This is a genomic window from Cupriavidus ulmosensis (genome assembly GCF_977008105.1).
The window spans coordinates 683,335-707,746 of record NZ_CDRMWP010000002.1 but is presented as its reverse complement, the minus strand read 5'-3'; the positions used below and the strand labels follow the sequence as shown (position 1 = coordinate 707,746).

Annotated in this window: 20 protein-coding genes; 10 read left to right on the top strand and 10 right to left on the bottom strand. The window is 71.2% G+C overall.

Translation table 11 applies throughout. The annotated features are described in order from the left end of the window. Positions 1 to 12 precede the first annotated feature (12 nt). The gene (locus ACWTPI_RS23000; RefSeq protein ID WP_020200731.1) at positions 13 to 495 is read right to left on the bottom strand and encodes an Hcp family type VI secretion system effector; all 483 of its coding nucleotides are present in this window, start codon (positions 493 to 495) and stop codon (positions 13 to 15) included. Between the two features lie 308 nt (positions 496 to 803). Here ACWTPI_RS23000 and ACWTPI_RS22995 point away from each other — a divergent pair, with 308 nt between their 5' ends. Beyond that, positions 804 to 1,940, top strand: a complete 1,137-nt coding sequence (locus tag ACWTPI_RS22995; protein ID WP_059413744.1) for a GGDEF domain-containing protein — start codon at positions 804 to 806, stop codon at positions 1,938 to 1,940. A 10-nt stretch (positions 1,941 to 1,950) separates the two neighbouring features. Here ACWTPI_RS22995 and ACWTPI_RS22990 read toward each other — a convergent pair whose 3' ends face one another. The 4 genes from ACWTPI_RS22990 to hpnI are packed head-to-tail and all read right to left on the bottom strand — an operon-like array spanning position 1,951 to position 6,554. Further along, positions 1,951 to 2,964 (bottom strand): lysylphosphatidylglycerol synthase domain-containing protein, encoded by a 1,014-nt coding sequence (locus ACWTPI_RS22990; RefSeq protein WP_454732812.1) that lies wholly within the window; start codon positions 2,962 to 2,964, stop codon positions 1,951 to 1,953. Next, positions 2,961 to 3,824, bottom strand: coding sequence for a hopanoid biosynthesis-associated protein HpnK (gene hpnK, locus ACWTPI_RS22985; protein WP_454733998.1), 864 nt, complete (start codon positions 3,822 to 3,824; stop codon positions 2,961 to 2,963). Before hpnK ends, ACWTPI_RS22990 begins: the two co-directional genes overlap by 4 nt. Before the next feature lie 53 nt (positions 3,825 to 3,877). After that, positions 3,878 to 5,299: a hopanoid biosynthesis associated radical SAM protein HpnJ gene (hpnJ, locus tag ACWTPI_RS22980; RefSeq protein ID WP_020200735.1), complete on the bottom strand. Its 1,422-nt coding sequence runs from the start codon at positions 5,297 to 5,299 to the stop codon at positions 3,878 to 3,880. Positions 5,300 to 5,324: 25 nt separating this feature from the next. Continuing rightward, a complete protein-coding gene (gene hpnI, locus ACWTPI_RS22975) occupies positions 5,325 to 6,554 on the bottom strand; it encodes a bacteriohopanetetrol glucosamine biosynthesis glycosyltransferase HpnI (protein ID WP_454732811.1) in 1,230 nt (409 codons plus the stop codon). A 407-nt stretch (positions 6,555 to 6,961) separates the two neighbouring features. Between hpnI and ACWTPI_RS22970 the strand changes: the two genes are divergently transcribed. Then, a complete protein-coding gene (locus ACWTPI_RS22970; RefSeq protein WP_020200737.1) occupies positions 6,962 to 7,303 on the top strand; it encodes a hypothetical protein in 342 nt (113 codons plus the stop codon). A 59-nt stretch (positions 7,304 to 7,362) separates the two neighbouring features. Further along, the gene (locus ACWTPI_RS22965; RefSeq protein WP_059413755.1) at positions 7,363 to 9,570 is read left to right on the top strand and encodes a TonB-dependent receptor; all 2,208 of its coding nucleotides are present in this window, start codon (positions 7,363 to 7,365) and stop codon (positions 9,568 to 9,570) included. A 96-nt stretch (positions 9,571 to 9,666) separates the two neighbouring features. Here the strand turns inward: ACWTPI_RS22965 and ACWTPI_RS22960 are convergent, their stop codons facing one another. Further along, positions 9,667 to 10,506 carry a CPBP family intramembrane glutamic endopeptidase gene (locus tag ACWTPI_RS22960; RefSeq protein ID WP_454732810.1) on the bottom strand — a complete coding sequence of 280 codons (840 nt, stop codon included), beginning with the start codon at positions 10,504 to 10,506 and terminating at the stop codon, positions 9,667 to 9,669. A gap of 402 nt (positions 10,507 to 10,908) precedes the next feature. Here ACWTPI_RS22960 and ACWTPI_RS22955 point away from each other — a divergent pair, with 402 nt between their 5' ends. Together ACWTPI_RS22955 and ACWTPI_RS22950 are read left to right on the top strand one after the other, a co-directional pair. Further along, positions 10,909 to 12,240, top strand: a complete 1,332-nt coding sequence (locus tag ACWTPI_RS22955) for a collagen-like triple helix repeat-containing protein (RefSeq protein WP_454732809.1) — start codon at positions 10,909 to 10,911, stop codon at positions 12,238 to 12,240. A 344-nt stretch (positions 12,241 to 12,584) separates the two neighbouring features. Beyond that, positions 12,585 to 13,733, top strand: coding sequence for a zinc-binding dehydrogenase (locus ACWTPI_RS22950; RefSeq protein ID WP_454732808.1), 1,149 nt, complete (start codon positions 12,585 to 12,587; stop codon positions 13,731 to 13,733). Positions 13,734 to 14,031: 298 nt separating this feature from the next. Here ACWTPI_RS22950 and ACWTPI_RS22945 read toward each other — a convergent pair whose 3' ends face one another. Next, the gene (locus ACWTPI_RS22945) at positions 14,032 to 14,862 is read right to left on the bottom strand and encodes an oxidoreductase (protein WP_454732807.1); all 831 of its coding nucleotides are present in this window, start codon (positions 14,860 to 14,862) and stop codon (positions 14,032 to 14,034) included. A 143-nt stretch (positions 14,863 to 15,005) separates the two neighbouring features. Between ACWTPI_RS22945 and ACWTPI_RS22940 the strand changes: the two genes are divergently transcribed. Then, a complete protein-coding gene (locus ACWTPI_RS22940) occupies positions 15,006 to 15,914 on the top strand; it encodes a LysR family transcriptional regulator (RefSeq protein ID WP_020200743.1) in 909 nt (302 codons plus the stop codon). Between the two features lie 15 nt (positions 15,915 to 15,929). Here ACWTPI_RS22940 and ACWTPI_RS22935 read toward each other — a convergent pair whose 3' ends face one another. Continuing rightward, positions 15,930 to 16,748, bottom strand: coding sequence for an isocitrate lyase/PEP mutase family protein (locus ACWTPI_RS22935; protein WP_454732806.1), 819 nt, complete (start codon positions 16,746 to 16,748; stop codon positions 15,930 to 15,932). Positions 16,749 to 16,901: 153 nt separating this feature from the next. After that, entirely contained in the window at positions 16,902 to 17,786 is an 885-nt protein-coding gene (locus ACWTPI_RS22930; RefSeq protein ID WP_059413761.1) for a LysR family transcriptional regulator, read from the bottom strand. 144 nt (positions 17,787 to 17,930) lie between these two features. Here ACWTPI_RS22930 and ACWTPI_RS22925 point away from each other — a divergent pair, with 144 nt between their 5' ends. The 4 genes from ACWTPI_RS22925 to ACWTPI_RS22910 all read left to right on the top strand — a co-directional run bounded on the left by ACWTPI_RS22925 (position 17,931) and on the right by ACWTPI_RS22910 (position 22,942). After that, a complete protein-coding gene (locus tag ACWTPI_RS22925; RefSeq protein ID WP_454733997.1) occupies positions 17,931 to 18,914 on the top strand; it encodes an NAD(P)H-quinone oxidoreductase in 984 nt (327 codons plus the stop codon). A gap of 82 nt (positions 18,915 to 18,996) precedes the next feature. After that, positions 18,997 to 19,896 carry a LysR family transcriptional regulator gene (locus ACWTPI_RS22920; RefSeq protein WP_029043128.1) on the top strand — a complete coding sequence of 300 codons (900 nt, stop codon included), beginning with the start codon at positions 18,997 to 18,999 and terminating at the stop codon, positions 19,894 to 19,896. A gap of 222 nt (positions 19,897 to 20,118) precedes the next feature. After that, entirely contained in the window at positions 20,119 to 20,730 is a 612-nt protein-coding gene (locus tag ACWTPI_RS22915) for a glutathione S-transferase family protein (protein WP_454732805.1), read from the top strand. A gap of 85 nt (positions 20,731 to 20,815) precedes the next feature. Beyond that, positions 20,816 to 22,942, top strand: a complete 2,127-nt coding sequence (locus ACWTPI_RS22910; RefSeq protein ID WP_454732804.1) for a 2Fe-2S iron-sulfur cluster-binding protein — start codon at positions 20,816 to 20,818, stop codon at positions 22,940 to 22,942. A gap of 19 nt (positions 22,943 to 22,961) precedes the next feature. Here ACWTPI_RS22910 and gdhA read toward each other — a convergent pair whose 3' ends face one another. Further along, positions 22,962 to 24,305 carry an NADP-specific glutamate dehydrogenase gene (gene gdhA, locus ACWTPI_RS22905; protein ID WP_020423632.1) on the bottom strand — a complete coding sequence of 448 codons (1,344 nt, stop codon included), beginning with the start codon at positions 24,303 to 24,305 and terminating at the stop codon, positions 22,962 to 22,964. Between the last annotated feature and the right edge of the window lie 107 nt (positions 24,306 to 24,412).

Sequence of the window (24,412 nt, the reverse complement as noted above, 5' to 3'; positions counted from 1 at the left end):
TCCCTCCGGTGGTCAGATGGCCTTGTTGGCCTTGATGTCGTATCCCGCGCCCACCGTCCCGGCGCTGCCGCCCTGCGCGTTCTGCAGCACGTAGTCGTGCCGCACGCGGGCGAAGGACAGCCGGACCTCCTCGCGCGGCATGGCCATGTTGTGGTTGCCGGCCACGGCAACCCGCGTGACCAGCACGTCCTCCATCGTGATCTTCAGGTATTCGTGCGGCGTGCCGCCGGCCTTGCGCATGACCAGCACCGCGGTGTCGATGTGCCTGCCGGCCAGGCAATACTGCACGAGGGCGGGCGTCGCCCGGTCGACGTAGTGCTCGAAGGCGAGGTCATCCACGCTGCATTTGCCGGCGCCGCCGCCGCTGCCTTCGTGCATGCTGGCCGGCTGGCTGACCGACCAGTCCCATGTCAGCACCTCGATCTCGTTCGGGTGGCGGGCATCGGCGGATTCGCCGTCGATGCCCGCCAGCTTCAGGAAAATGTCCTGGGACATGGTTGCTCCTTTCTTGCCTGCGGGTTGAGATACGGATGCCTGCCGGCGCTGCGCCAACCGGCAAAGCACGGTATCAGCGCAGGCCGCGCGCGGATATTGGACGGGTATGAAATGCCTTTCCGCGACTCCGTCCGCCCGCGCGGCGGCACGGGCGAAGCCGTCCCGGCTGGCGCGGCATGGCCCGGAACGGGCCGCCAATGCCCATCCGGTTGGGGAAATGAAAGCGCTTTCCGATAGAATCCTGCCTTTCCGATTGCTGCAACGCGAACCGGCGGCACAACGCGCGGAATTCACGGGAATCGAGGAACATGGAAACAGCGGCTTTCAGCCTGCCACGTTGGCGCTCTACGGCCTGGTTATGCGACCCGGGCGCGAACGTTCCTGAAGACATCCGCATCAAGCTGATCGGCAGCCTGTTCGGCACCCTGCCCATCTTCGCCGGCGGCGTGCTCAACACCGTCGCCGTGGCGATAGCCATCGCCTGGCGCGACCCCAGCCCGGCCTTCGTGGCCTGGGTCATCATCGAGATCCTGCTGTGCGGCACGCGGCTGGGCGTCCTGACGGCGGCGCACCGCGCGGCGACGGCGGGCCGCTCCACCTTCACCGACGTCTACATCCTGCTCGCGGTGCTGTGGGGCGCGAGCGTGGGCTACGGCACCTTCATCAGCATCCTCAGCGGCGACTGGGTGGCGGCAACCATGTCCTGCCTGTCCGCCGCCGCGATGGTGGGCGGCATCTGCTTCCGCAATTTCGGCGCGCCGCGGCTGGTGGCGATCATGATCCTGCTGTCGCTCGGCCCGTGCTGCATCGCCGCGGTGCTTTCCGGCGAGGCCGTGATGCGCCTGACCCTCGTGCAGATCCCGTTCTACCTGGTCGCCATGAGCATCGCGGCCTTCCACCTGAACAAGCTGCTGGTCACCACCATGAAGGCGGAGCGGGAAAACGACCACCGCGCCCGCCACGACGCCCTCACCGGCCTGCCGAACCGCGCGGGGCTGGTCCACGCCTCCGCGCATCTGTACAAGGCGGACCAGATCGGCGAAGGCAAGACGGCGGTGCTGTACATGGACCTCGACGGCTTCAAGCCGGTCAACGACCAGCACGGCCACGAGGCCGGCGACCAGTTGCTGGTCACGATCGGCAAGCGGCTCGATGCGCTCAAGGGCCCGGACGACATGGTGTTCCGCATCGGCGGCGACGAATTCGTGGTCATCGTGCGCGCCGGCGACCAGGCCGAGATCGCCAGCTTCGCCGACCGGCTGGTCAGCGAAGTGCCGGTGCCGTTCACGCTGGAGCCCGACGTCAGCGTGGAGATCGGCGCGAGCGTCGGGGTCGCGCTGATACCGGAGCACGGCGCCGACGTGATGGCCGCGCTGACCGCGGCGGACAAGGCCCTGACGCTGGCCAAGCTCGGCGGCAAGGCGCAGTGGACGCTGGCGACCTAGCGTCATGGCGTCACGGCGCCTTCCCGGAAACCTGCCGCGCCGCCTCTCCCCGCCGCCAACCCCGCACCTCCACCCACTGCCAGGACAGCAGCGCCGGCACGCCGAACAGCACTTCCCGCGCGCGCCTGACCAGCGCCAGCGACAGCGCGACCTGCGCATCGACCCCGAGCAGGTTGCCCAGCAGCACCATCACCGCCTCCTGCACGCCCAGGCCCGCCGGCACGAAGAAGGCCACCTGGCGCGCCGCCTGGGTCAGCGATTCGATGGCGACGGCCTGCCAGAACGGCAGCGGATGGCCGAGCAGCCATAGCGCGCACCAGGTTTCCAGCGCGCCGGCGGCGAAGCCGGCAAGCTGCCAGGCCAGCGCCGCCGCCAGTCTGCCGTGGCGCCGGTTAAGGGCGCGGATGGCGGCGTCGAGGCGGGCGCCGTCGAGCATGGCCACGAGGCGGTGATCGGCGCCGAGCAGGCGCCCGGCCGCGCTCTCCAGCCGCGCGAAGATGCCGCCGTAGCGCAGCGAGAGCGCGAACAGCACCGGCACCGGGAGCGACAGCGCCAGCCCGAGCGCCACCACCCAGGCCTGGGTGCCGTCGTGCAGGGCGGCCACCAGTAGCAGCGTGCCGAGCACGCAGAACAGGTACTGGGCGAACAGCGTGACCATGACTTCGACCACGATGCTGGCGGTCACGGCGGTGGTGTCGCGGATGCGCAGGCGGGCCAGGCGGATGCCCGCCAGCTCGCCGCCCACGCTGGCGACCGGCAGCAGGCGGCTGACGGCTTCGCGCACGGCGGCGACCCACCACAGGAAACCCAGCCCGGCCCGCCCGTCCGGGTCCGCCGCGGCCAGCAGTACGCGCCAGCCCCGCGCGTCCAGCAGCAGCGGCAGCGCGTGCAGCGGCACCAGCAGCAGCAGCGGCCAGCCGGCCCGGGCGACGATGCCGGCCACGTCGCCGGCGCCCTCGTGGATCACCAGGGCGATCAGCGCCAGCAGGCCGAGCAGCCCCGCGAGACAGGCCAGGCGCTTCATGCGGCGGTCATGCCGGCTCCCGACGCGCCGCCGGGCGGCGGATCGGGGAGATCGAGGGGATCGGGGAAGAGGTCGCTGAAACCGCCGCGGCGCGGCACCGCGTGGTCCAGCGCGGCGCGCACGCGCGGCGACAGCAGCGCGGCCAGCTCGTCGGCATGGCGATAGCCGTGCATGGCGGGCGCGATCTCGGCGCCGGACACCACGCCCGGATGGAAGTAGATCTCGCCCACGCCGGCCGGCAGGCGGGCCAATGCGCGCAGCAGCGCGCGCTCGTCCATCGCGCCGCTGTCGGCGATACCGATCACGTAATCGTTGTGGGCCACGCCGGCCGCGTCCAGCCGGCGCCGCGCCAGCGCCAGCCAGGGCCGCAGCAGCCGCGGCGCGCGCGCCTCGCCCGGCAGGCGCACGGCGCGCAGGCCGAACTCGCGGCCGATCCGCAGCACCAGCCCCAGCACGGTGGGATGCAGGTGGAAATGCTTGTGGGCATTGACGTGGTCCAGCGCCAGCCCGGTCGCCGCGAACGCGGCGAACTGCGCGCGGATCTCGGCGGCCAGCTGGCGCCGCACGTGAGGCAGGAAGAAAAAGCGCGCGCCGTCGCGCGCCATCGCCGAGCCGAAGCGGCCTTGCGCGTCCACCAGCGCCGGGATGCGGGCCGGCGGCAGCACCGCGGGCCCGTCGGCCAGCACCAGGTGCAGGCCCACCCGCAGGCCGGGCAGGCGCCGCGCGCGCGCCACCGCGTCGGCCGCGGCGCCGGCCCCCACCATCAGGCTGGCGGCATTGAGCACGCCGTCGCGGCAGGCGCGTTCCACCGCCTCGTTGACCGCCGGGTGCAGGCCGAAGTCGTCGGCGGTGAGGATCAGGGCGCGCCGCGCTGCGGCGGCGGTTTCCACGGTTGCCTTGCCCACGGCCGTCGTCACGCCTCGTGCGAGCGCAGGAAGCGGAAGAACTCCACGCCTTCGCGCAGCCGCCGCTTCATCATTTCGCGGCTGCCGAGCATCTCGCGCACGATCTCCCAGATCTTGGCCGGGCGGAAGTAGAAGCGCTTGTAGAAGGTTTCCACGCCGTGGTAGATCTCCTCGCGCGACAGGTGCGGGTAGCTGATCGCGGCCAGCTGGATGCCCTGGTCGTTGACCAGGTTGATGACCTTGTTCTCGGCCAGCCAGCCGTTGTCCACCGCCTGGCGGTACAGCGCGGTGCCCGGATACGGCGCCGCCAGCGACACCTGGATGGTGTGGGGGTTGATGTCCTTGGCGTAGGCGATGGTCTTCTCGATGGTCTCGCGCGTCTCGCCCGGCAGGCCCAGGATGAAGGTGCCGTGGATGGTGATGCCGAGCTTGCGGCAATCCTCGGTGAAGCGGCGCGCGATGTCCGTGCGCAGGCCCTTCTTGATGTTCAGCAGGATCTGGTCGTCGCCGGACTCGTAGCCCACCAACAGCAGGCGCAGGCCGTTTTCCTTCATGATCTTGAGCGTGCTGTAGGGCACGTTGGCCTTGGCGTTGCACGACCACGTCACGCCGAGCTCGCCCAGCCCGCGGGCGATCTCCTCCACGCGCGGCTTGAAGTCGGTGAAGGTGTCGTCGTCGAACATGATCTCCCTGACCTCGGGCATGTTCTCCTTGATCCATTTCACCTCGGCGATCACGCTCTGTGCCGAGCGCGTGCGGTAGCGGTGCCCGCCCACGGTCTGCGGCCACAGGCAGAAGGTGCATTTCGAGCGGCAGCCCCGGCCGGTGTAGATCGACACGTAGGGGTGTTTCAGGTAGCCGATGAAGTAGTTCTCGACCTTGAGGTCCCGCTTGTAAATGGGGGCCACGAACGGCAGCTCGTCCATGTTCTCGATCATCGGGCGCGGGCCGTTGTGCCCGAACGAGCCGTCGGGCAGCCGGTAGCTCAGGCCGGCGATGTCCTCGAGCGGCAGGCCCGCGGCCACGTCACGGCAGGTGTAGTCGAATTCCTCGCGGCACACGAAGTCGATGGCCGCGCTGGCGCCCAGCGTGCCGCCGGGATCGACCGCCGGCTTGGCGCCGACCATGCCGATCATCACGTCGGGCTTGCGTTGCTTCAGCGCCTCGGCGAACTTCGCGTCGGTCGGGAAGGACGGCGTGCTGGTGTGGATGATGACGAGCTCGTAGCCGGCGGCGATCTCCAGCACCTGCGCCACGCCGAGGCCGTCGGCCGGCGCGTCCAGCACGCGGCTGCCGGGCACCAGCGCGGCGGGCTGGGCCAGCCAGGTGGGATACCAGAACGACTTGATCTCGCGCTTGGCCTGGTAGCGCGAGCCCGCGCCGCCGTCGAAGCCGTCGAAAGAGGGAGCCTGCAGGAAGAGGGTTCTCATAGCGGTCTCTGATGGGTCATCCGGTTCATTTGCCATCGACGGACAGGACGGACGACGAAGCGCCATGCTCGCCATTGTCCGTGCCCGCGGGCCGTGGGGAAAGGGGGTACGCGCCTGTCGCGCCGCCACCGCCGGCCGGCGCGGCGGGCGCGTGCCGGTCGCGGGTTGACAGCATCTGCCCGCGCCAGCGCACCTGGTCGCCGAACAGCGCGGCGACCCACTCGGCCAGCAGCAGCACGTCGCGCAGCGGCGCCCGCAGGGCCGCGCCGAGACTGCCCGCCAGCAGGCTGCGCGCGCCTATCCCGGCCAGCGCGACGGCCAGCACCGGCGGCTGCGGCGCCAGCCATGCCGCCAGCGCCAGCATCGGCCAGGTAAACGTGATGAAAATGAAGGCGAAGCCGGACGGGTTGATCGAGCGGATGGTGCGCAGCCAGCGCAACTCGTGGCTCCACAGCGCCGCCAGATGCGTCTCCGTCACGTCGGTGCTGACTTCCACTTCCGACAGCACCGTGCGCAGCCCCCGCTGGCGGGTCAGCTCGCCAAGCCAGAAATCGTCGGCGAGGCGGTCGGACAGCGCGGCGAAGCCGCCGACGGCGTCGAGCACCTCGCGCCGCAGCGCAATCGTGGCGCCGAAGGAAAAGCGCCGCGAGCCGCAGGCGTGGGCCACGCGCGCGGAGGGCGCGAACCAGTCGTCGATGAACTGCGCGCCGAGGGCCGGCCACAGCCCGCCCACCGGGCGGCCGCGGTACAGGCAGGTCACCACGCCCACGGCGGGATCGGCCAGCGGCGCGGTGACGCGCGCGAGGTAGTCCGGGTCCGCCGCGATGTCGCTGTCGGCCACCACCAGCCAGGGGTGGCGCGCCCGCGGCAGCAGGTTGATCAGGTTGCTGACCTTCAGGTTGCTGCCGTGCACGAGCGGGCACACCACGAGGGCGATGTCGCACGCCGGGAACTCCGCCCGCAGGCGCTCGACCACGGCAATGGCGGGGTCGTTGGCGGCGCGCACGCCGAATACCAGCTGGAACGCCGGATGCCGCTGCCGGCACAGGCCGGCGAGGTTGTCGTAGAGATTGGGATCGGCGCCGCACAGTGGCTTGAGCACGCTGACCGGCTTCGGGCCGGCATCTGCCGGCGCCGCGCAAGACCTGTGCCGCGCCGGAGCCCGCCAGGTGGCGGCGGCGGCGGCGCCCGCATAGGCGGTGGCCAGGCACGCCAGCGCGGTGCCGGCCGGTGCCAAATGGGAAAACACCTGCATGGAAGACTCCCGATCCAGGCATCGCCCGCTGCCTCGGCGGGCGCGGTGCGGTGAAGGCGCTGCGCTGTGGGTGCGCGCGCTTGGCCGCCAGTGTAGGAATGGTTTCCTTAAGGAAAAATTAAACCGATGAAATTCGATGGCCGATGCGGGCAATCGCGCTGTGGAGCGGATGCGAACCGGCCCGCCGCGGCAAGCGGCCCGCGGAAACCGGCGTGGCGCTTGCCGCACAACAGCCGCTCCGACACCGGCTGCGCGCCAGCCAGCCCCGGCCCCGGCGCCGCCGGCTGGCCGCAACGTGCCGCATCAGCCATTGCGAAGCGCGCCAACAGATGGCAAACTCGCAACTCTGTTGCAATAGCCGGTTTGTTTTCCGGAAAACCGGCCGCCCGCCCTCCCCGCAGTCATCCGTGTTTCGACGCTCGCTCGCCCTCCTGCTGGTCGTGGCCCTGCTCTTCGGGCAGGCGGGCAACTACGTCCATGCGCTGTCCCACCTGCACGCGCAACTGCAAAGCAGCGCGTGCGTGGCGGCGGACGACGCCGGGCAGTGCGAGCCCGACCAGGATGTCTGCCTGCAGTGCCTGGCCTTCGCGGCGCTGGCGGTGGCGATGCCGGCGCTGGCGTCGTGGCTGCTCATCGCCTGCTCGCGCCGCTGGCACTATCCCCTGCCCGCCGAGCGCCACCTCGCGCCCGTATTCTCGCCGCGGCCCCGCAGCCGCGGCCCGCCTCTGACCCGCTTGTCGTTCACGTAGTGCATTGGCGCGGGCAAGGAGTCCCCGCGCGACACTCCCATATCGTCAGAGGCATTGCCATGTCAGTTTTCCAGCTTCGAGCCATTGCGGCCGGCGCCGCGTCGGCGCTCGCCGTCTCGGCGCACGCACAGTCGGCGCCAGCCGACGTCCCTTCCACGCCGCCCGCCGCGCGGCAAGCCCAGGCGCAGGCCGCCACCCCGGCCACCCCCGCCACTGCAGCCGCCAGCGACAAGTCGCTCAACGCGGTCGTCGTCACCAGCAAGCGCCTGGACGAGGCGCGCAACGCCCTGTCGCCGGAGACCGGCAGCTCGGTCTACCGCTTCGACAGCGAGGACATCGACGCGCTGCCCCAGGGCGACAACACGCCGCTGAACCAGGTCCTGCTGCAGGCGCCCGGCGTGGTGCAGGATTCCTTCGGCCAGCTGCACGTGCGCGGCGACCACGCCAACCTGCAGTACCGCATCAACGGCGTCACCATCCCCGAGCCGATCAGCGGCTTCGGCCAGATGCTGGACACGCGCTTCGCCGACGAGATCAAGCTGGTGACTGGCGCGCTGCCGGCGCAATACGGCTTCCGCACGGCCGGCATCGTGGACATCCGCACCAAGGGCGCGGCCACCGACGACGAGGGCCAGCCGCGTGCCTTCGGCGGCGAGATCGGCACCGTGATCGGCAGCCACGCCGACCATGAGGCCAACGGCTACATCCAGGGCGCGAAAGGCCCGTGGAGCTACTTCCTGAGCGGCTCGTTCAGCGAGAACAACCTCGGCATCGAGAACCCGACCGGCGGCAGCAACGCGATCCACGACCACACCGACCAGGGCAAGGCCTTCGGCATGCTGTCGTACCTGGTCAACCCGGACAGCCGCATCAGCTTCATGTTCGGCAGCGCCGACAACCGCTTCCAGATCCCGAACCGGCCCGGCCTGTCGCCCTCGTTCTCCATCGACGGCGTGGTCCCGCCGGCCTCGGACGCGCTCAACGCCAACCAGCGCGAGAAGACCGACTTCCAGATCCTCTCGTTCCAGAACAAGGTCTCGTCCGCGCTCGACTACCAGGTCTCGCTGTTCCACCGCACCAGCCGGGTGGACTACAACCCGGACCCGATCGGCGACCTGGCCTACAACGGCGTGGCCGCCGACATCACCCGCAGGAACGAGGCCTACGGCGTGCAGGCCGACGGCAGCTACATCCTCAACCCGGCGCACACGCTGCGCGCGGGGCTGTTCCTGCAGCGCGAGCGGTTCGGCGTGGACAACAGCTCCACCGTGCTGCCGGCCGACGCGGACGGCAACCAGACCAGCGGCGTGCCGCTGTCCATCGTCGACAACTCCAGCAACACGGGCACCACGCTGGGCTTCTACCTGCAGGACGAATGGAAGGCCACCGACAAGCTCACGATCAACTACGGCGCGCGCTACGACCACGTCAACACGGTGGTCAGCGAGCAGCAGCTCAGCCCGCGCCTGGGCCTGACCTACGAGCTCACCAACGCGACCCGGCTGCACGCCGGCTACGCGCGCTATTTCACGCCGCCGGCGACCGAGAAGATCGACACCACCTCGGTGGACAGGTTCACGGGCACCACCAACGCGCTGCCGTCGGACGCCAACACGGCGGTGCGCTCGGAGCGCTCGGACTACTTCGACCTGGGCATCTCGCACCAGGCCACGCGCAACCTGACGCTGGGCCTGGACGCCTACTACCGCAAGGTGCGCCACCTGCAGGACGAAGGCCAGTTCGGCAACGCGCTGATCTTCTCCTCGTTCAACTATGACGAAGGCAAGATCTACGGGCTGGAAGGCACCGCCAATTACCGGCAGGGGAATTTCGGCGCCTACGCCAACGTGAGCCTGTCGCACGCGGTGGCCAAGGGCATCGAGACCGGCCAGTTCAACTTCGAGGCCGACGAGCTGGCCTTCATCGCCAGCAACTGGGTGCACCTGGACCACGACCAGACCGTGGCCGGCTCGTTCGGCACCTCCTACCTGTGGCGCGGCACGCTGCTCACCGCCGATGCGCTGTTCGGCAGCGGCCTGCGCAACGGCTTCGCCAATACCGGCCACCTGCCGCCGTACCTGCAGGTCAACGTCGGCGCAGCGCATACGTTCGATACGCCGGTCGCCGGCAAATTCAAGGTGCGCCTGACGGTGATCAACCTGTTCAACCACTCGTACGAGCTGCGCGACGGTACCGGCATCGGCGTGGGCGCGCCGCAGTACGCGCCGAGGCGCGCGTTCTACGTGGCGGTGTCCAAGCCGTTCTAGCGGGGTGTGGAGGTTGTCTCCCTTCTCCCGCGCGCGGGAGAGGGGAGATAACCAGCGGCCAATCGATTTCGTCGGCAGCCCGGACAGGGCCGCCGCTCAGGCCGCGTCCGGCGGCGGCTCGGTCCCGCCCGGCGCGGCGTCCGCGGTCGGCCGCCACAGCAGCCGGCACAGGATGCGCGCGCCCAGCAGGCCGAGCGGCACGGCGATGGCCCACAGGCCGAGCGGGGTTTCCAGCGCGTTGCCGTCCGGCGCCACCGCCGCATAGATCGTCGCGCCCGTGTTGAGCCCCATGTGCAGCACGATGCCGGGCCACAGCGAGCGCGTGCGGCAATAGAGCGCCGCGACGAACAGCCCCACCGCGAACGCGATCACGAACTGGTAGACGTTCAGGTGGGCCACGCCGAACACGAAGGCCGAGTAGACGGTCGCGTCGGCCTGGCCGTAGCGCTTGAGCATGCCGCGCAGCAGGATGCCGCGGAAGAACATCTCCTCGATGAACGGCGCGATGATGCAGACCAGCGCCCACGCGCCGATGCTGCCGTTCGCCATCTCGGACATCATCTGCGCCTCGCCGCGCGACATGGGCAGCAGCGCGTCCACCACCATCATGGCGAGGCTGTCGAGCAGCAGGATCAGCGGCACCATCAGCAGCAGCGGCGGCCCCAACACGCCCAGCGTCGCGCCCACGCTGGCCGGCCCTTCATGGAACAGGCGGCGGTAGGTCAGCCCGTTGACATGGAGCATGGCGCTGAACACCAGCCCGTAGCACACCACGCGCACCAGGCTGGCCGCGGCCATCGGCTGCATGCCGTGGCGCAGCAGGAACGGGCGCAGCAGCATGCTCACCATGACCTCCGCGAACCAGGCCACGAAGGTGAGCGCCAGCGCGCCCTGGAAGGTGATGGGTTGGGTCTTGTCCGGCCGGATCGGGTGCATGGCTCAGGGCGGTCTTGAAGGAAATCCTCGAAGGCAATCCACGAAAGGCATCTCGCGGCGCGGTCATGCGGGGCGCCCTGCATGCGGCGTGGCGAGGTGGAGAAGTATCGCCGAATCCGCCGCACGCCGGGGCGCCGCGTGGTGGGGGGCGCCTGTATCGACAAGCGCGCCGGCGCATGCGCGGGCCGTGCCGCGTTACGTAACACGTAACGGGAACGGCCGACACATGGGCCGCATGAAACGCCCTGCCACGACATCGCCGCCTGCCCGCAAAGCCAGGCCGCGCGCGGGTTTCCGGCAGACCGCGAGACGCGCGCGGCGGGCCCGGAAGACGCCGCCGGCGTCGGGCACAGCTATTGCGTGAACGCCTGGTCGAGAACGATAACCGGAGAGAGGTCGACCGTGCGTAATCAGCAATATCTGCTTGGTGTATTGGGTGCCCTGGTGCTGCTTGGCGGCTGCGCCAACGGGCACGACGGCAAGATGGGCGCCACCGGGCCCACGGGCGACCCGGGCGCGACCGGCGCCGCGGGCGCGGCCGGCACCCCTGGTCCGACCGGCGCCGCCGGCGCCAAGGGAGACAACGGCGCGACCGGCGCCACCGGACCGGCTGGCGGTGCGACCGGCGCCACGGGGGCGACCGGCCCGGCCGGGGCGACGGGGGCGACGGGGGCGACTGGCGCCAGCGGCGCGGACGGCGCCACGGGGCCCACCGGCGCCACGGGCGCCACGGGGGTGACAGGCGCGACCGGCGTGACGGGTGCAACGGGTGCAACGGGTGTAACGGGCGCGACCGGGGCGACCGGCCCCGCCGGCGCGACGGGTGCAACGGGTGCGACCGGGCCCACGGGCGCGACCGGCGCAACTGGCGCGACGGGCGCCGCCGGGGCATCGCTGCTCAATCAGGTCGGCAGTGCGGTCAGCAGCGTCGGCAATACCGTCGGCAGCCTGGGCACCGGCCCGCTGGCGGCGGTGACGGCGCCGGTGGGCTCCGTGGTCAGCCAGACCGGCGCGCTGGTCGGCAGCCTGTCGCCGCAGACGCTGGCCGATCCGGTCAACCAGGTCGTCGGCGGCGTGAGCAAGGCGATCGTCCCGCTGACCTCCACGCTGGTCAGCACCACGCAGACGCTGGGCGCGGCCACGGGGCTGGGTCCGGTGGCCAACAACCTGCTCGGCACCGTCGGCGGCGGCGTGGCCTCGCTCGGCACAGCGCTGACCAATACCAACGCGCCCATCGTGACCAACGTGGGCGGCATCGTGAATACCGCCGGCACCGCGGTGGCGTCGCTGGGCGGCCTGCTCAACCCGCCGTCCGGCACGCCGGGCGGCAGCCCGCTCGACCCGATCACCAGCCTGCTGGGCAACCTGACCGGCGGCCTCCAGGGCAGCCTGCCGCCGCTGCCGGGCAGCGGCGGCACCGGCGGCACGGCGGGCCTGCTGGCGCCGGTCACGACCCTGCTCAACAACACGGTCGGCGGCCTGACCGGCGCCGTGGGCGGTGGCGGGAGCGGCGGCGGTCCGCTGGCGGGCGTGCTGACGCCCGTCACCAGCGTGGTGTCCGGCGTGACCGGCGCCGTGGGCGGCGCGGCGGGCGGCAACAACCCGCTGTCCGGCGTGCTGGCCCCCGTCACCAGCCTGGTCTCCGGCCTGACCGGCGCGGCGGGCGGCACCGCGGGCAGCAACAACGCCCCGGCCGGCGGCCTGCTCGGCGGACTGGTCAACAACAGGCGATAAGCAGAAGACGGCAAGAGACCACAGGGAGCCGCCCGTAACACGTGTGGTCTCCCCTCTTCCGCGCGCGGGAGAGGGATCGGGGAAAAGGGCAGGCGCCACCGCGAAGCCGGCTCTGCCCTCCTCGATAAGCACCAGCCCTTTCTCTTCCACGGCACCAGCCTGCCGCCCCCGGCGCCGCCTTCGCGGCGCCGTTCTTTCTCCTGCCGCCGCGCAAACCCGCATGCCGGCGCCAGCCGCAAGCCCGCCGACCCGGTTTCCGATCTTGCAGTAGGATGGCGCATCGCGAAACGGGCGCCGGCTCCGCGGCCGCCGCTCGCCGCGCCCAGCCAACCAGGAGACCCCGCATGCCAGCCGACATCCCACGCACCGCCCTCCAGCTCCGCTCGCTGATCAAGGCCAGCGGCGAACTCGAACTGTCCCTCGCCAGCGTCGACGTGCCCGCGCCGGGTCCCGATGAAGTGCTGGTCCGCATCGAGGCCTCGCCGCTCAATCCGTCGGACCTCGGCCTGCTGTTCGGCGCGGCCGACATGAGCACGGCGAAGGCCGGCGGCACGCGGGAGCGGCCGGTGGTGAGCGCGCGCGTGCCCGAGGGCGCGATGAAGAGCATGGCCGGCCGGCTCGACGATGCCATGCCGGTCGGCAACGAAGGCGCGGGCGTGGTGGTGGCGGCCGGCGCGTCGGCCGCGGCGCAGGCGCTGCTCGGCAAGACGGTGGCGGTGCTGGGCGGCGCGATGTACGCGCAGTACCGCTGCGTGCCGGTGGCGCAGAGCCTGGCGCTGCCGCCGGACGCCACGCCCGCGGACGGCGCCTCGTCGTTCATCAATCCGCTGACCGCGCTCGGCATGACCGAGACCATGCGGCGCGAGGGACACAAGGCGCTGGTGCATACCGCCGCCGCGTCCAACCTGGGCCAGATGCTCAACAAGATCTGCCAGAAGGACGGCATCGGCCTGGTGAACATCGTGCGCCGGCAGGAACAGGCGGACCTGCTCAGGTCGCTCGGCGCGGCCCATGTGTGCGACATGTCGTCGCCGACCTTCACGCAGGACCTGACCGAGGCGATCGCCGCCACCGGCGCGACCATCGCCTTCGACGCCACCGGCGGCGGCAAGCTGGCCGGGCAGATCCTAGGCGCGATGGAAGCGGCCTTGAGCAGGAACGCGCGCGCCTACAGCCGCTATGGCTCGTCGACGCACAAGCAGGTCTACCTCTACGGCAGCCTGGACCCCAGCCCGACCGAGTTCGTCCGCAATTTCGGCATGGCGTGGAGCATGGGCGGCTGGCTGGTGTTCCCGTTCCTGCAGAAGATCGGCCCGGAAGCGGCGAACGCGCTCAAGGCGCGCGTGGTGGCGGAACTGAAGACGACCTTCGCCAGCCACTACGCGCGCGAAATCTCGCTGGCCGAGGTGCTCGACCTGAAGCAGATCGCGGTCTACAACAAGCGCGCCACCGGGGAGAAATTCCTGGTCAATCCGAACAAGGGGCTGGCGTAGGCCGGCAGCCAGAGGCTGCCGACCGGCGGTCTGCTCCTCTCTCCCGCGAAGTGGGAGAGGGGCCGGGGGAGAGGGCGGGGGCTGGCGAATGCAGCCGGGCTGGACACCACCATTGGCTTCGTTTGTGGCCTCTGTGCTGGACCACACCGCTGGCCCCGCTTGATGTGGCTCCTAGTCAAACCGCTCCTCTCCCCAGCCCTCTCCCCGTGAGGGGAGAGGGAGAACACCTTGCTTGGGCCAGCGCTGACGGCGTGGGCGTATCTGACGGCTTCGTTCATTGCCCTGCGCGCCGAACCGCTCACTCGGTGAAGTCGGTGCTCACGGTGAGGTGTTCCCACTTGTCGATTTCCGCGTTCAGCTCCTTGAGCTTCTCGCGCACGAAGCCGAGCGCGTCGGTGCCCAGCAGCAGGTGCACCGGCGGGTCTTCGGCGGCCACTACCCGCAGGATGGCCTGCGCGGCCTTGGCGGGGTCGCCGGGCTGCTTGCCCGAGCGCGCCGCGCGCGCGGCCCGCTGCGGCGCGAGCATGGTGGCGTAGTCCTCGATCTCCGACGCGGTGCGCTGCATCGAGCGGCCGGCCCAGTCGGTGCGGAACGCGCCCGGCTCGATGGCCGTGACCTTGATGCCGAATCCGTTCACTTCCTTGGCCAGCGCTTCGTTGATGCCTTCGAGCGCGAACTTGCTGGCGTTGTAGATGCCGACGCCGGGGAAGGTCATCAGCCCGCCCATCGAGGTCACGTTCAGGACATGGCCGCGGCGGCGCTGGCGCATGTAGGGCAGTACCGCCTGCGCCACGCTCAGCGCGCCGAAGACGTTGACGTCGAACTGCGCGCGCACGTCGGCCGGCGGGGCTTCCTCGATGCTGCTTTCGTAGCCGTAGCCGGCGTTGTTGACCAGCACGTCGATGGGGCCGACCTCGCGCTCGACCTGCGCCACCACGCCGGGGATCGCCGCGTCGTCGCGCACGTCGAGGATGTAGCCGAAGGACTGGCCCTTGGCCAGCGCGGCGAACTCGGCGCGCTGCGCTTCGTTGCGAAGCGTGCCCGCGACCTTGTCGCCCTGCGCGATGACGGCTTGCGCCAGCGCACGTCCGAAACCGGTGCTCACGCCCGTAATGAACCAGGTTTTCATCACTTCTCCAGATGGTTTGCTTGAAATGCGGTTGCCTGCATGGAGTCGCCACCGCGGGCGGCTCCGGCACATCGGAGTATGGACGTTGCGAACCGTATCAAGAAGGAAGATAATCCAAAAGGACTTTGCAGGAAAATTGCACAATGAACCATGCTGATTTCCAGGCCTTGTCGGTTTTCGCCCGGGTGGCGCAGGAACAGAGCTTCAGCGCCGCCGCGCGCGCGCTGGGCATCCCGGTCACGTCGGTCAGCTACACGGTGCGCAAGATCGAGGAGCGCCTCGGCGCCCGCCTGCTCAACCGCACCACGCGCAGCGTCAGCCTGACCGAGGCCGGCGCCAAGTTTCTCACGCGCATCGCCCCGCTGCTGCAGGAGCTGGAGCTGGCGATGCACGACGTGGCCGGCGCCTCCAGCCGCTCGATGGGCACCCTGCGCCTGAACGTGCCCCACTCCGCCATCCCGCGCGTGATCGAGCCGGTGCTGAAGGACTTCCTCACCGCCTACCCCGACATCAACGTCGACGTGATCGCGGACAACAGCCTGGTGGACATCGTCGGCCGCGGCTTCGACGCGGGCATCCGCTACGACAACGTGCTGGAAGAGGACATGGTGGTGGTGCCGCTGGTCACGCAGATGCGCTTCTGCGTGGTCGCCGCGCCGGCGTACCTGCAGTCCCGGCCGCGGCCGCGCCATCCGCGCGACCTGCTCGCGCACGAGTGCGTCAACTACCGCAGCGCCGACAACGGCGCGCTGTACCGCTGGGAGTTCGAGAAAGGCGACGAGAAGCTGCGCATGGCCGTGACCGGGCGCATCGCCACCAATGACAGCGGGCTGCTGCTGCAGTCCACGCTGGACGGCTTCGGCTTCGGCTACCTCCAGCACAGCATCGCCGAGCCGCACCTCCAGGCCGGGCGGCTGGTGAGCGTGCTGGACGGCTGGATCCCGCGCGCCGGCCTCTATCTCTATTACTACAACCGGACCGGCATGCCGAAGAAGCTGCGCGTCTTCATCGACTTCGCCAAGGCGGCGCTGGCCGGCAGCGTCGAGGGCTAGAGAGACTCACGGGACTCACGGGAAACCGCCGAACACGTCGTTGAGCTGCCGCGACGGCAGCGCCTTGCCCAGCCCGTCGAACGAACCCGCCTTGAGCTGCTCGGCGGCGGCCAGCATGCCGGCCCAGGCCGCGCGCGCGAGGCCGCCGCCCACGCTGATGCGCCGCACGCCGAGGCCGGCCAGCTCGGCCACGCTCATGCCGGGCCGCATCATCAGCACGTTGAGCGGCCGGGGCGCGACAGCGCGCACCATTGCCTCGATGTCGGCCCTGGCCACCACGCCCGGCGCGTAGAGGCAGTCGGCGCCGGCTTCGGCGAAGGCGACCAGCCTGTCGATGGCGGGCGCCAGCGCGGCGGGATCGGCCAGCATGCCTTCGGTGCGGGCAACCAGCAGCACGTCCTCGCCCGAGGCGTCGATGGCCGCGCGCGCGGCGCGGATGCGCTCGACCGCGAGCGCCTTGTCGTACAGCGCGCCGCTGCGCGCATCGAGATCCTCGATGGACAGGCCGGCCACGCCGGTCCCGATGGCCAGGCGCACATTGCCCGCCACGCCTTCCGGCGCGTGCGCGAAACCGGATTCGAAATCGGCGTTGACGGGCAGGTCCACGCCCGCGCACAGCGCGTCCAGGTGGCGCAGCACGTCGTCGCGGCCGACCGCGTTGTCGGCGCGGCCCAGCGACCACGCCAGGCCCGAGCTGGTCGAGGCCAGCGCGGCAAAGCCCAGGTGCTGCAGCATGCGCGCGCTGCCCACGTCCCACGGATTGGGCAGCACGAAGCAGCCCTGCTGGTGCAGGGCGCGGAAGGCGGCGCGCTTCTCGGCGGCGGGACGGGTCATTGGCGATCTCCTGTTCTTCGCGGTGCATTGGGGGAATGCGCTCGGGCCGGCGTCATCCGCGGCGGGCGCCGAGCGCAGATCATACCGCCGCCGCCCGCGACGCGCGGGCCGCCCGCCCGTTCAGGCCGCGTCTCCGGCCGCCTGCCGGACCACCTACCAGACCGCCTCCTCCGGGCTCTCGAACGCGCGCACGATCTCGTCGATCATCGCCCGCACGCGCGCCGTGTGGCGCAGGTCCTGGTGCGTGACGAGCCAGACCTCGTAATGCTGGGCGCGCGTGCTGCCGGGCCACACGCGCACCAGCCCGTCGCGCTCGCCCAGGTGGACCGGCACTTCGCCGATGGCGATGCCGGCCTTGATGGCGTTGCGCAGCATCAGGCTCGAATACATGCCGGCCACGATGCGCCCGCCGTGGATCGGCTCGCCGGCCAGCGTGGGCGCGCGGTTGCCCGCCATCAGCGGCTGGTAGACCACCAGGTCGTGCCCGGCGAACGCGGTGCCGGGCACCGGCTCGCCGTGCCGCTCGAGATAGGCCGGCGCGGCATAGAGCCCGACCGGCCAGCGCGCCAGCCGGCGCGCCACCAGGTCGGGGTTCTCGGGCTTCATGGTGCGCACGGCGATGTCCGCCTCGCGCCGCGCCAGGTTGAGCACGTTGGTGGAGGTGTCGAGCAGGATCTTCACGTCAGGATGCGCCGCGTGCAGGCGCCCGATGGCGGGGATCAGGAACGCCAGCGCCAGCGAGTCCGTGGTGGTCACGCGCACCTCGCCCTCGAGCCGCGTGTCCGCGCCCTGCGCCTGCCGCAGCAGCTCGTGCGCCGACTGCTCCATCTTCAGCGCCGAGCGCAGCACCGCCTCGCCGGCCGGCGTGAGCGCGTAGCCATCGGAAGTGCGCAGGAACAGCGTGGCGCCGAGCGCCCGCTCCAGCGCCGCGAGGCGCCGGCCGACCGTGGCCTGGTCGAGCTCCAGCGTGCGCGCGGCGCGCCGCAAGGTGCGCTCGCGCTGTACCGCGAGAAAGATCCGCGTGTCGTCCCAGTTCATGGAAAGCCGCTCCCGTGTGATGCAAATTTGCATTTGTCGAGCGGAATAATGCAGCACAAATACATCAGCACGCAAACCTATACTCGGTCCATCCAACCACGCAGCCCGGAACCGGGCACCACACACATGAACAAGACCAACACCATGAACGCCATCACCTTCCGCGACTTCGGCGAAGCCGATGTGCTGCGCCTGGAGACCGTGCCCGCGCCGGCGCTGCGCCCGCACGACCTGCTGGTGCGCAACCACGCCGCCGGCGTGAACCGCGTCGACGTGATCCAGCGGCGCGGCGGCTACGGCCGCGAGCACTTCGGCGACTCGGACATCATGGGGCTGGAGATCGCCGGCGAAGTGATCGGCATGGGCGCGGAGGTGCGCGGCTTCGCGCCGGGCGACCGCGTGATGGGCGTCGTGGGCGGCGGCGGCTATGCCGAACTGGCCCGCATCGACCACCGCATGGCCATGCGCATCCCCGACGGCATGGGCTACGTGGAGGCCGCGGCCATCCCCGAGGTCTTCGTCACCGCGCACGAGGCGCTGTTCCACCTGGGCCGCGCGCAGGCCGGCGACGCGGTGCTGATCCACGCGGCGGCCGGCGGCGTCGGCTCGGCGGCGGTGCAGCTTGCGCGCGCCGCCGGCGCGACGGTCTTCGCCACCGCCGGCGCGGGCAAGCTCGAGCGCGTGCGCGCGCTCGGCGCCGACGTGGCCATCGACTACAAGACGGAGGATTTCGCCGCGGCGGTCGCGCGGGCCACGGACGGGCGCGGCGTCGACGTGGTGGTGGACTTCATCGGCGCGCCCTACCTGGAGCGCAACGTGCGCGCGCTGGCCGACGGCGGCCGGCTGGTGCAGGTGGGCCTGCTGGGCGGCACCGAGGGCGCGGTGCTGCCGCTGGAGCGGCTGCTGTACGGCCACCTGCAGATCATCGGCACGGTGATGAAGTCGCGCGCGCCGGAGGCCAAGCGCGCCATGACGCAGCGCTTTGCCGGGCAGTGGCTGCACCGTTTCGGCACGGGCGGCCTCGCGCCGGTGGTGGACAGCGTGTTTGCGCTGGCCGACGCCGCCGATGCGCACCGGCGCATGGAATCCAACCTGGGCGTGGGCAACATCGTGCTGGCCGTGGGCTGAACACCGGCCGCGCCGGCGCCGGCACCGGCGCTATACTCCGCCACGAAGCGCCGCCGGGCGCACGGAACGGGGAGAGCGAGGGGTGGACCGACTGCAAGCCATGAAGACCTTCGTCACCGTGGTGGAGACCGGCGGCTTCACCGCCGCCGCGAACAAGCTCGACGTCTCGCCGTCGGTGGTGAGCCGCATCGTCAACGAACTCGAGGCGCATCTCGCGGTGCGCCTGCTGACCCGCACCACGCGGCTGGTGCGGCTGACCGACACCGGCTCGGCCTACTTCGAGAACTGCCGGCGCATCCTCGGCGAGATCGACGACGCCGAACTGCTGGCCGCCGGCTCCCACGCGGAGCCGCGCGGGCAGCTCACCATCACCGCGCCGGTGCTGTTCGGCGCGGCCTACGCCATGCCGATCGTCACCGCGTACCTGCGGCGCTACCCGGACGTGGACGCCACCTGCCTGCTGCTCGACCGCACCGTCAACCTGGTCGAGGAAGGCATCGACGTGGGCATCCGCATCGGCGAGCTGCCGGACTCGTCGCTGCAGGCGGCGCCGGTCGGGCGCGTGCGGCGCGTGGTGTGCGCGGCGCCCGCCTATCTCGAGCGGCATGGCGTGCCGCAGGCGCCGGAGGATCTCGCGCGGCACACGGTCATCGTGGCCAGCGCGGTCTCGGCCTCGCCCGAGTGGCGCTTCGACGCCGGCGGCAGCCAGGTGGTCACGCGCCTGCAGCCGCGCCTGACCACCTCGACCAACGAGTCGGCCATCGTCGCGGCGGCGGCCGGCTTCGGCATCGTGCGGCTGCTGTCGTACCAGATCGCCGGCCACCTGCGCGCCGGCACGCTGCAGGTGGTGCTGCGCGAGTTCGAGCCGCCGGCCCTGCCCATCAACGTCATCCACCGGGAAGGCCGCCATGCCACGCGCAAGGTGCGCGCCTTCCTCGACATGGCCATCGACACGCTGCGCGCCGATCCCTCGCTGCGCTGAAGCGCGGCGCCCTGCGCGCCGCTTCACGCCCTCCGCACACCGCCCGCCACGCCGCCCATTATTGGGCCAGCGAGAAGAGTCCTTTCTCGCCGGCGCCGTTTTTCCCGCGCGGCGGCGCTCCTAATATGCCTTCACGCACTCAGGCAAGACGCCGGCGGCCACCGCGGCCCGGCGCGCGGCCTGCGGCGATTCCCCCTCACACTTGCCCAAGGAATGCCAGCCATGAAGGTCTACCACCACCCGCTCTCCGGCCACTCGCACCGTGTCCGCCTGTTCCTGTCGCTGATCGGCGCGGATGCCGAGTTCATCCACGTCGACCTCGCCAAGCGCGCGCACAAGGAACCCGCGTTCCTGGAGCTCAACCCGTTCGGCCAGGTGCCCGTGCTGGTCGACGGCGACAACGTGGTCTCGGACTCCAACGCGATCCTGGTCTACCTGGCCACCAGCCTGGGCAAGACCGCGTGGCTGCCGGCCTCGCCCGCCGGCGCCGCGGCGGTGCAGAAATGGCTGTCGGTCGCCGCCGGCGAGATCGCCTACGGCCCCGCCGCCGCGCGCCTGATCACGGTGTTCGGGGCGCCGCTGAACGCGGAGGAAGTCATCGCGCGCGCCCACGTCGTGCTCAAGCGCGTGGACGATGCGCTGGCCGCCTCGCCGTGGCTGGCGGCGGACCATCCCACGCTGGCCGACGTGGCGCTCTACGGCTACATCGCGCGCGCGCCCGAAGGCTTCGTCGACCTCGCGCCGTATGCCAACGTCAATGCGTGGCTCGCACGCGTCGAGGCGCTGCCCGGCTTCGTCGCCTTCCAGCAGACGCCGGCCGGCCTGGCCGCCTGAGCGCCTGACCACCGCGCCACCGCGCCACCGCGCCATCGCGCCATCGTTCTCACCGCGGCCGCGCCGCATTCCGGAGATCGCCATCATGTCCCAGCCCTCGCCCCTCGCGCCGACACAGGTCCCGCCGCTGCCCTGGCATGCGGGCGAACGCACGCTGCAGGAGCGCGCCGGGGTGGCGCGCAAGATGGAGGAACTCGGCGCGCGCTTCGTGCGCGACCACATGCCGGAGCAGCACCGCCAGTTCTTCGCGCAGTTGCCGGTGGTGGTGCTCGGCGCGGTGGACCCGGACGGCGACGTGTGGGCCACGCTGCGCGCGGGCAGGCCGGGCTTCCTGCATTCCCCGCACGACAAGGCGCTCGCCGCGCGCCTGCCGCGCGAGGCGGCCGACCCCGCCGAGCGCGGCATGGAGCATGGCGATGCCATCGGCCTGCTCGGCATCGACCTGCTGACGCGGCGCCGCAACCGCCTCAACGGCACCATCCGGCGCGACGCGCCGGCGGCGGACGCCGCGGTGTTCGAGATCATGGTGGGACAGAGCTTCGGCAACTGCCCGCAATACATCCAGCAGCGCAACTACGCCTTCACGCGCGACCCCGCCGCGCCGGGCGCCGCGCAGCCGCAGCGCATGAGCGGGCTGGACGCGCGCGCCCGCGCGCTGGTGGCCGGCGCCGATACCTTCTTCGTGGCCTCGTACGTGGACCTGCCCGACGGCACGCGCCAGGTGGACGTATCCCATCGCGGCGGCAAGCCGGGCTTCGTGCGGCTGGACGAGGACGGCGGCATGACCATCCCGGATTTCTCCGGCAACCTGTTCTTCAACACGCTCGGCAACTTCATGGCCAACCCGCGCGCCGGGCTGGTGTTCGCGGACTTCGCCAGCGGCGAACTCCTGCAGATGACCGGCTCGGCGCAGGTCATCCTGGACTCGCCGGAAATCGCCGCGTTCCAGGGCGCCGAGCGCCTGTGGCGCTTCATGCCGGCCAGCGTGGTGCGGCGCGAAGACGCGCTGCCGCTGCGCTGGACGCCCGAGCCCGAAGGCACGTCGCCCTCGGTCGAGCTCACCGGCGACTGGCGCGAAGCCGCCGAGCGCCTGCGCGCGCGTCCGCTGGCCGATACGTGGCGCCCGTTCCGCGTGACGCGGCTGGTCGAGGAAAGCATGGGCATCCGCTCGCTCCACCTCGAACCCGCCGACGGCGCCGGGCTGCTGCCGCACCGCGCCGGCCAGTACCTGCCGATCCGCGTGACGGCCGGCTCGCCGCCCGCGCCGGCGATCCGGACCTATACGCTGTCGTCGGCGCCGGCCGACGGCGTCTACCGCATCAGCGTCAAGCGCGAAGGCACGGTGTCGCAGCATCTGCACGACCACGTCAAGGTCGGCGACATCGTGCAAGCGCGCGCGCCCGCCGGCACGTTCACCATCGACGCAGCCGCGCCGCGCCCCGCCGTGCTGCTGGCCGCCGGCATCGGCGTCACGCCCATGCTGGCCATGCTGCGCCACCTCGTCCACGAAGGACTGCGCACCCGCCGCACGCGCCCGGCCTACTTCTTCCATGCCGCGCGCACGCTGCCCGAACGCGCCTTCGCGCGCGAACTGGGCGCGCTGGCCGACAGCGCCCAGGGCGCCGTGCAATACGTGCGCGTGCTCAGCGACCCGCGCGACGCCGAGCCGCAGCAGGACTTCGACGAAGCCGGCCGCATCGACATCGCCATGCTCCAGCGCCACCTGCCCTTCGGCGACTACGACTTCTACCTGTGCGGCCCCGGCCCGTTCATGCAGTCCCTCTACGACGGCCTGCGCGCGCTCAACGTGGCCGACGACCGCATCCACGCCGAAGCCTTCGGCCCCGCCGCGCTGCGCCGCCGCCGCCGCGACAACGCCGCCCAGCCCGCCGCCCAGCCCGCCGCCGCGCCCACCGCCAGGCCCGCCACGGCGCCGGTGCCGGTGGTCTTCACCCGCTCCGGCAAGGAAGCGCGCTGGTCGCCCGCCGCCGGCTCGCTGCTCGAACTGGCCGAACAGCGCGGACTCGCACCCGAGTTCGGCTGCCGCAACGGCAGTTGCGGCACCTGCCGCACACGCATCGTGCAGGGCGCGGTGGCCTACGCCGGCACGCCGGAATTCGAGGTGTCGGACGGGGAAGCGCTGATCTGCTGCGCGGTGCCGGCGGCGGGCGACGAGGGCAGCGGCTCCATGTCGTTGCAGCTCGATCTTTGAGACCGGGCCGCGGCCGCCGCTACACCACCCCCTGTGCCAGCATCGCATCGGCCACCTTCACGAACCCGGCCACGTTGGCGCCTTCCACGTAGTTGACATAACCGTCCGCCTTCTGCCCGTAGTGGATGCAGTTGCCGTGGATGTCCTTCATGATGGCGTGCAGTTTTTCGTCGACTTCAGCGTGGTGCCACGCCAGGCGCATGGCGTTCTGCGACATCTCCAGGCCCGAGGTGGCCACGCCGCCGGCGTTGCTGGCCTTGCCCGGCGCGTACAGGATGCGCGCGGCCAGGAAGCGGTCGACGGCGTCGAGCGTGGATGGCATGTTGGCGCCTTCGGCCACGCAGAACACGCCGTTGGCCAGCAGGCGTTCGGCGTCGGCGCCGTCGAGCTCGTTCTGGGTGGCGCACGGCAGCGCCACGTCGGCGGGCACGTGCCACGGCGTGCGGCCGGCTTCGAAGTGCAGGTCGTGCGCGGCGGCGAAATCGGCCAGGCGGCCGCGCGTTTCATTCTTGAAGGCCATCAGCGCGGCGAGCTGCGCGCGGTCCATGCCCCTGGGATAGTGCAACACGCCGCCGGAGTCGGACACGGTGAGCACCTTGGCGCCGAGCTCGATGGCTTTCTCGGCGGCGAACTGCGCCACGTTGCCCGCGCCGGAGATCAGCACGCGCAGGCCGTCGAGGCCGCGCCCGCGCCGGTGCAGCATTTCCTGCGCGAAGTACACCGTGCCGTAGCCGGTGGCTTCGGGCCGCATCAGGCTGCCGCCGAAGGACAAGCCCTTGCCGGTGAACACGCAGGCGGCGTGGTTGGAGAGCTTCTTCATCATGCCGGCCATGAAGCCGACCTCGCGCGCGCCCACGCCGATGTCGCCGGCGGGCACGTCGGTGTCGGGGCCGAGATGGCGGTGCAGCTCGGTCATCAGCGCCTGGCAGAAGCGCATGACCTCGCCGTCGGACTTGCCCTTGGGATCGAAGTCGGAGCCGCCCTTGCCGCCGCCCATCGGCAGCGTGGTGAGCGCGTTCTTGAGGGTCTGCTCGAAGCCGAGGAACTTGAGCACCGACAGGTTGACGGTGGGATGCAGGCGCATGCCGCCCTTGTAGGGGCCGATGGCGGAGCTGTGCTGCACGCGGAACGCGCGGTTGACCTGCACGTGGCCGCGGTCGTCGGTCCACGCCACGCGGAACTGGATCACACGCTCGGGCTCGACCAGCCGCTCGAGCAGGGCCTGCTCGCCGTAGCGCGGATGCTGTTCGACGAACGGCCACAGCGTCATCATGACTTCCTTCACGGCCTGGAGGAATTCGGGCTGGTCGGGATCGCGCCGGGCAACGCCGGCCAGGAAGGTTTCGAGGGAGGCAGGTCTCACGGGTGTCTCTTCGTATCGGGTTGTGTGCTGAAGCTTCGGTCGGGACGGCCGCCGCGGATACGTGCCCGCCGGCGTGCCGGAAGATGCCGCGGCGTGCCCCGGGGACG

What these genes read in the sequence shown, in the direction of transcription:
- ACWTPI_RS23000 (WP_020200731.1), bottom strand. Translation starts at nt 495, where the DNA reads ATGTCCCAGGACATTTTCCTGAAGCTGGCGGGCATCGACGGCGAATCC.
- ACWTPI_RS22995 (WP_059413744.1), top strand. Translation starts at nt 804, where the DNA reads ATGGAAACAGCGGCTTTCAGCCTGCCACGTTGGCGCTCTACGGCCTGG.
- ACWTPI_RS22990 (WP_454732812.1), bottom strand. Translation starts at nt 2,964, where the DNA reads ATGAAGCGCCTGGCCTGTCTCGCGGGGCTGCTCGGCCTGCTGGCGCTG.
- hpnJ (WP_020200735.1), bottom strand. Translation starts at nt 5,299, where the DNA reads ATGAGAACCCTCTTCCTGCAGGCTCCCTCTTTCGACGGCTTCGACGGC.
- hpnI (WP_454732811.1), bottom strand. Translation starts at nt 6,554, where the DNA reads ATGCAGGTGTTTTCCCATTTGGCACCGGCCGGCACCGCGCTGGCGTGC.
- ACWTPI_RS22965 (WP_059413755.1), top strand. Translation starts at nt 7,363, where the DNA reads ATGTCAGTTTTCCAGCTTCGAGCCATTGCGGCCGGCGCCGCGTCGGCG.
- ACWTPI_RS22960 (WP_454732810.1), bottom strand. Translation starts at nt 10,506, where the DNA reads ATGCACCCGATCCGGCCGGACAAGACCCAACCCATCACCTTCCAGGGC.
- ACWTPI_RS22950 (WP_454732808.1), top strand. Translation starts at nt 12,585, where the DNA reads ATGCCAGCCGACATCCCACGCACCGCCCTCCAGCTCCGCTCGCTGATC.
- ACWTPI_RS22945 (WP_454732807.1), bottom strand. Translation starts at nt 14,862, where the DNA reads ATGAAAACCTGGTTCATTACGGGCGTGAGCACCGGTTTCGGACGTGCG.
- ACWTPI_RS22940 (WP_020200743.1), top strand. Translation starts at nt 15,006, where the DNA reads ATGAACCATGCTGATTTCCAGGCCTTGTCGGTTTTCGCCCGGGTGGCG.
- ACWTPI_RS22935 (WP_454732806.1), bottom strand. Translation starts at nt 16,748, where the DNA reads ATGACCCGTCCCGCCGCCGAGAAGCGCGCCGCCTTCCGCGCCCTGCAC.
- ACWTPI_RS22930 (WP_059413761.1), bottom strand. Translation starts at nt 17,786, where the DNA reads ATGAACTGGGACGACACGCGGATCTTTCTCGCGGTACAGCGCGAGCGC.
- ACWTPI_RS22925 (WP_454733997.1), top strand. Translation starts at nt 17,931, where the DNA reads ATGAACGCCATCACCTTCCGCGACTTCGGCGAAGCCGATGTGCTGCGC.
- ACWTPI_RS22915 (WP_454732805.1), top strand. Translation starts at nt 20,119, where the DNA reads ATGAAGGTCTACCACCACCCGCTCTCCGGCCACTCGCACCGTGTCCGC.
- ACWTPI_RS22910 (WP_454732804.1), top strand. Translation starts at nt 20,816, where the DNA reads ATGTCCCAGCCCTCGCCCCTCGCGCCGACACAGGTCCCGCCGCTGCCC.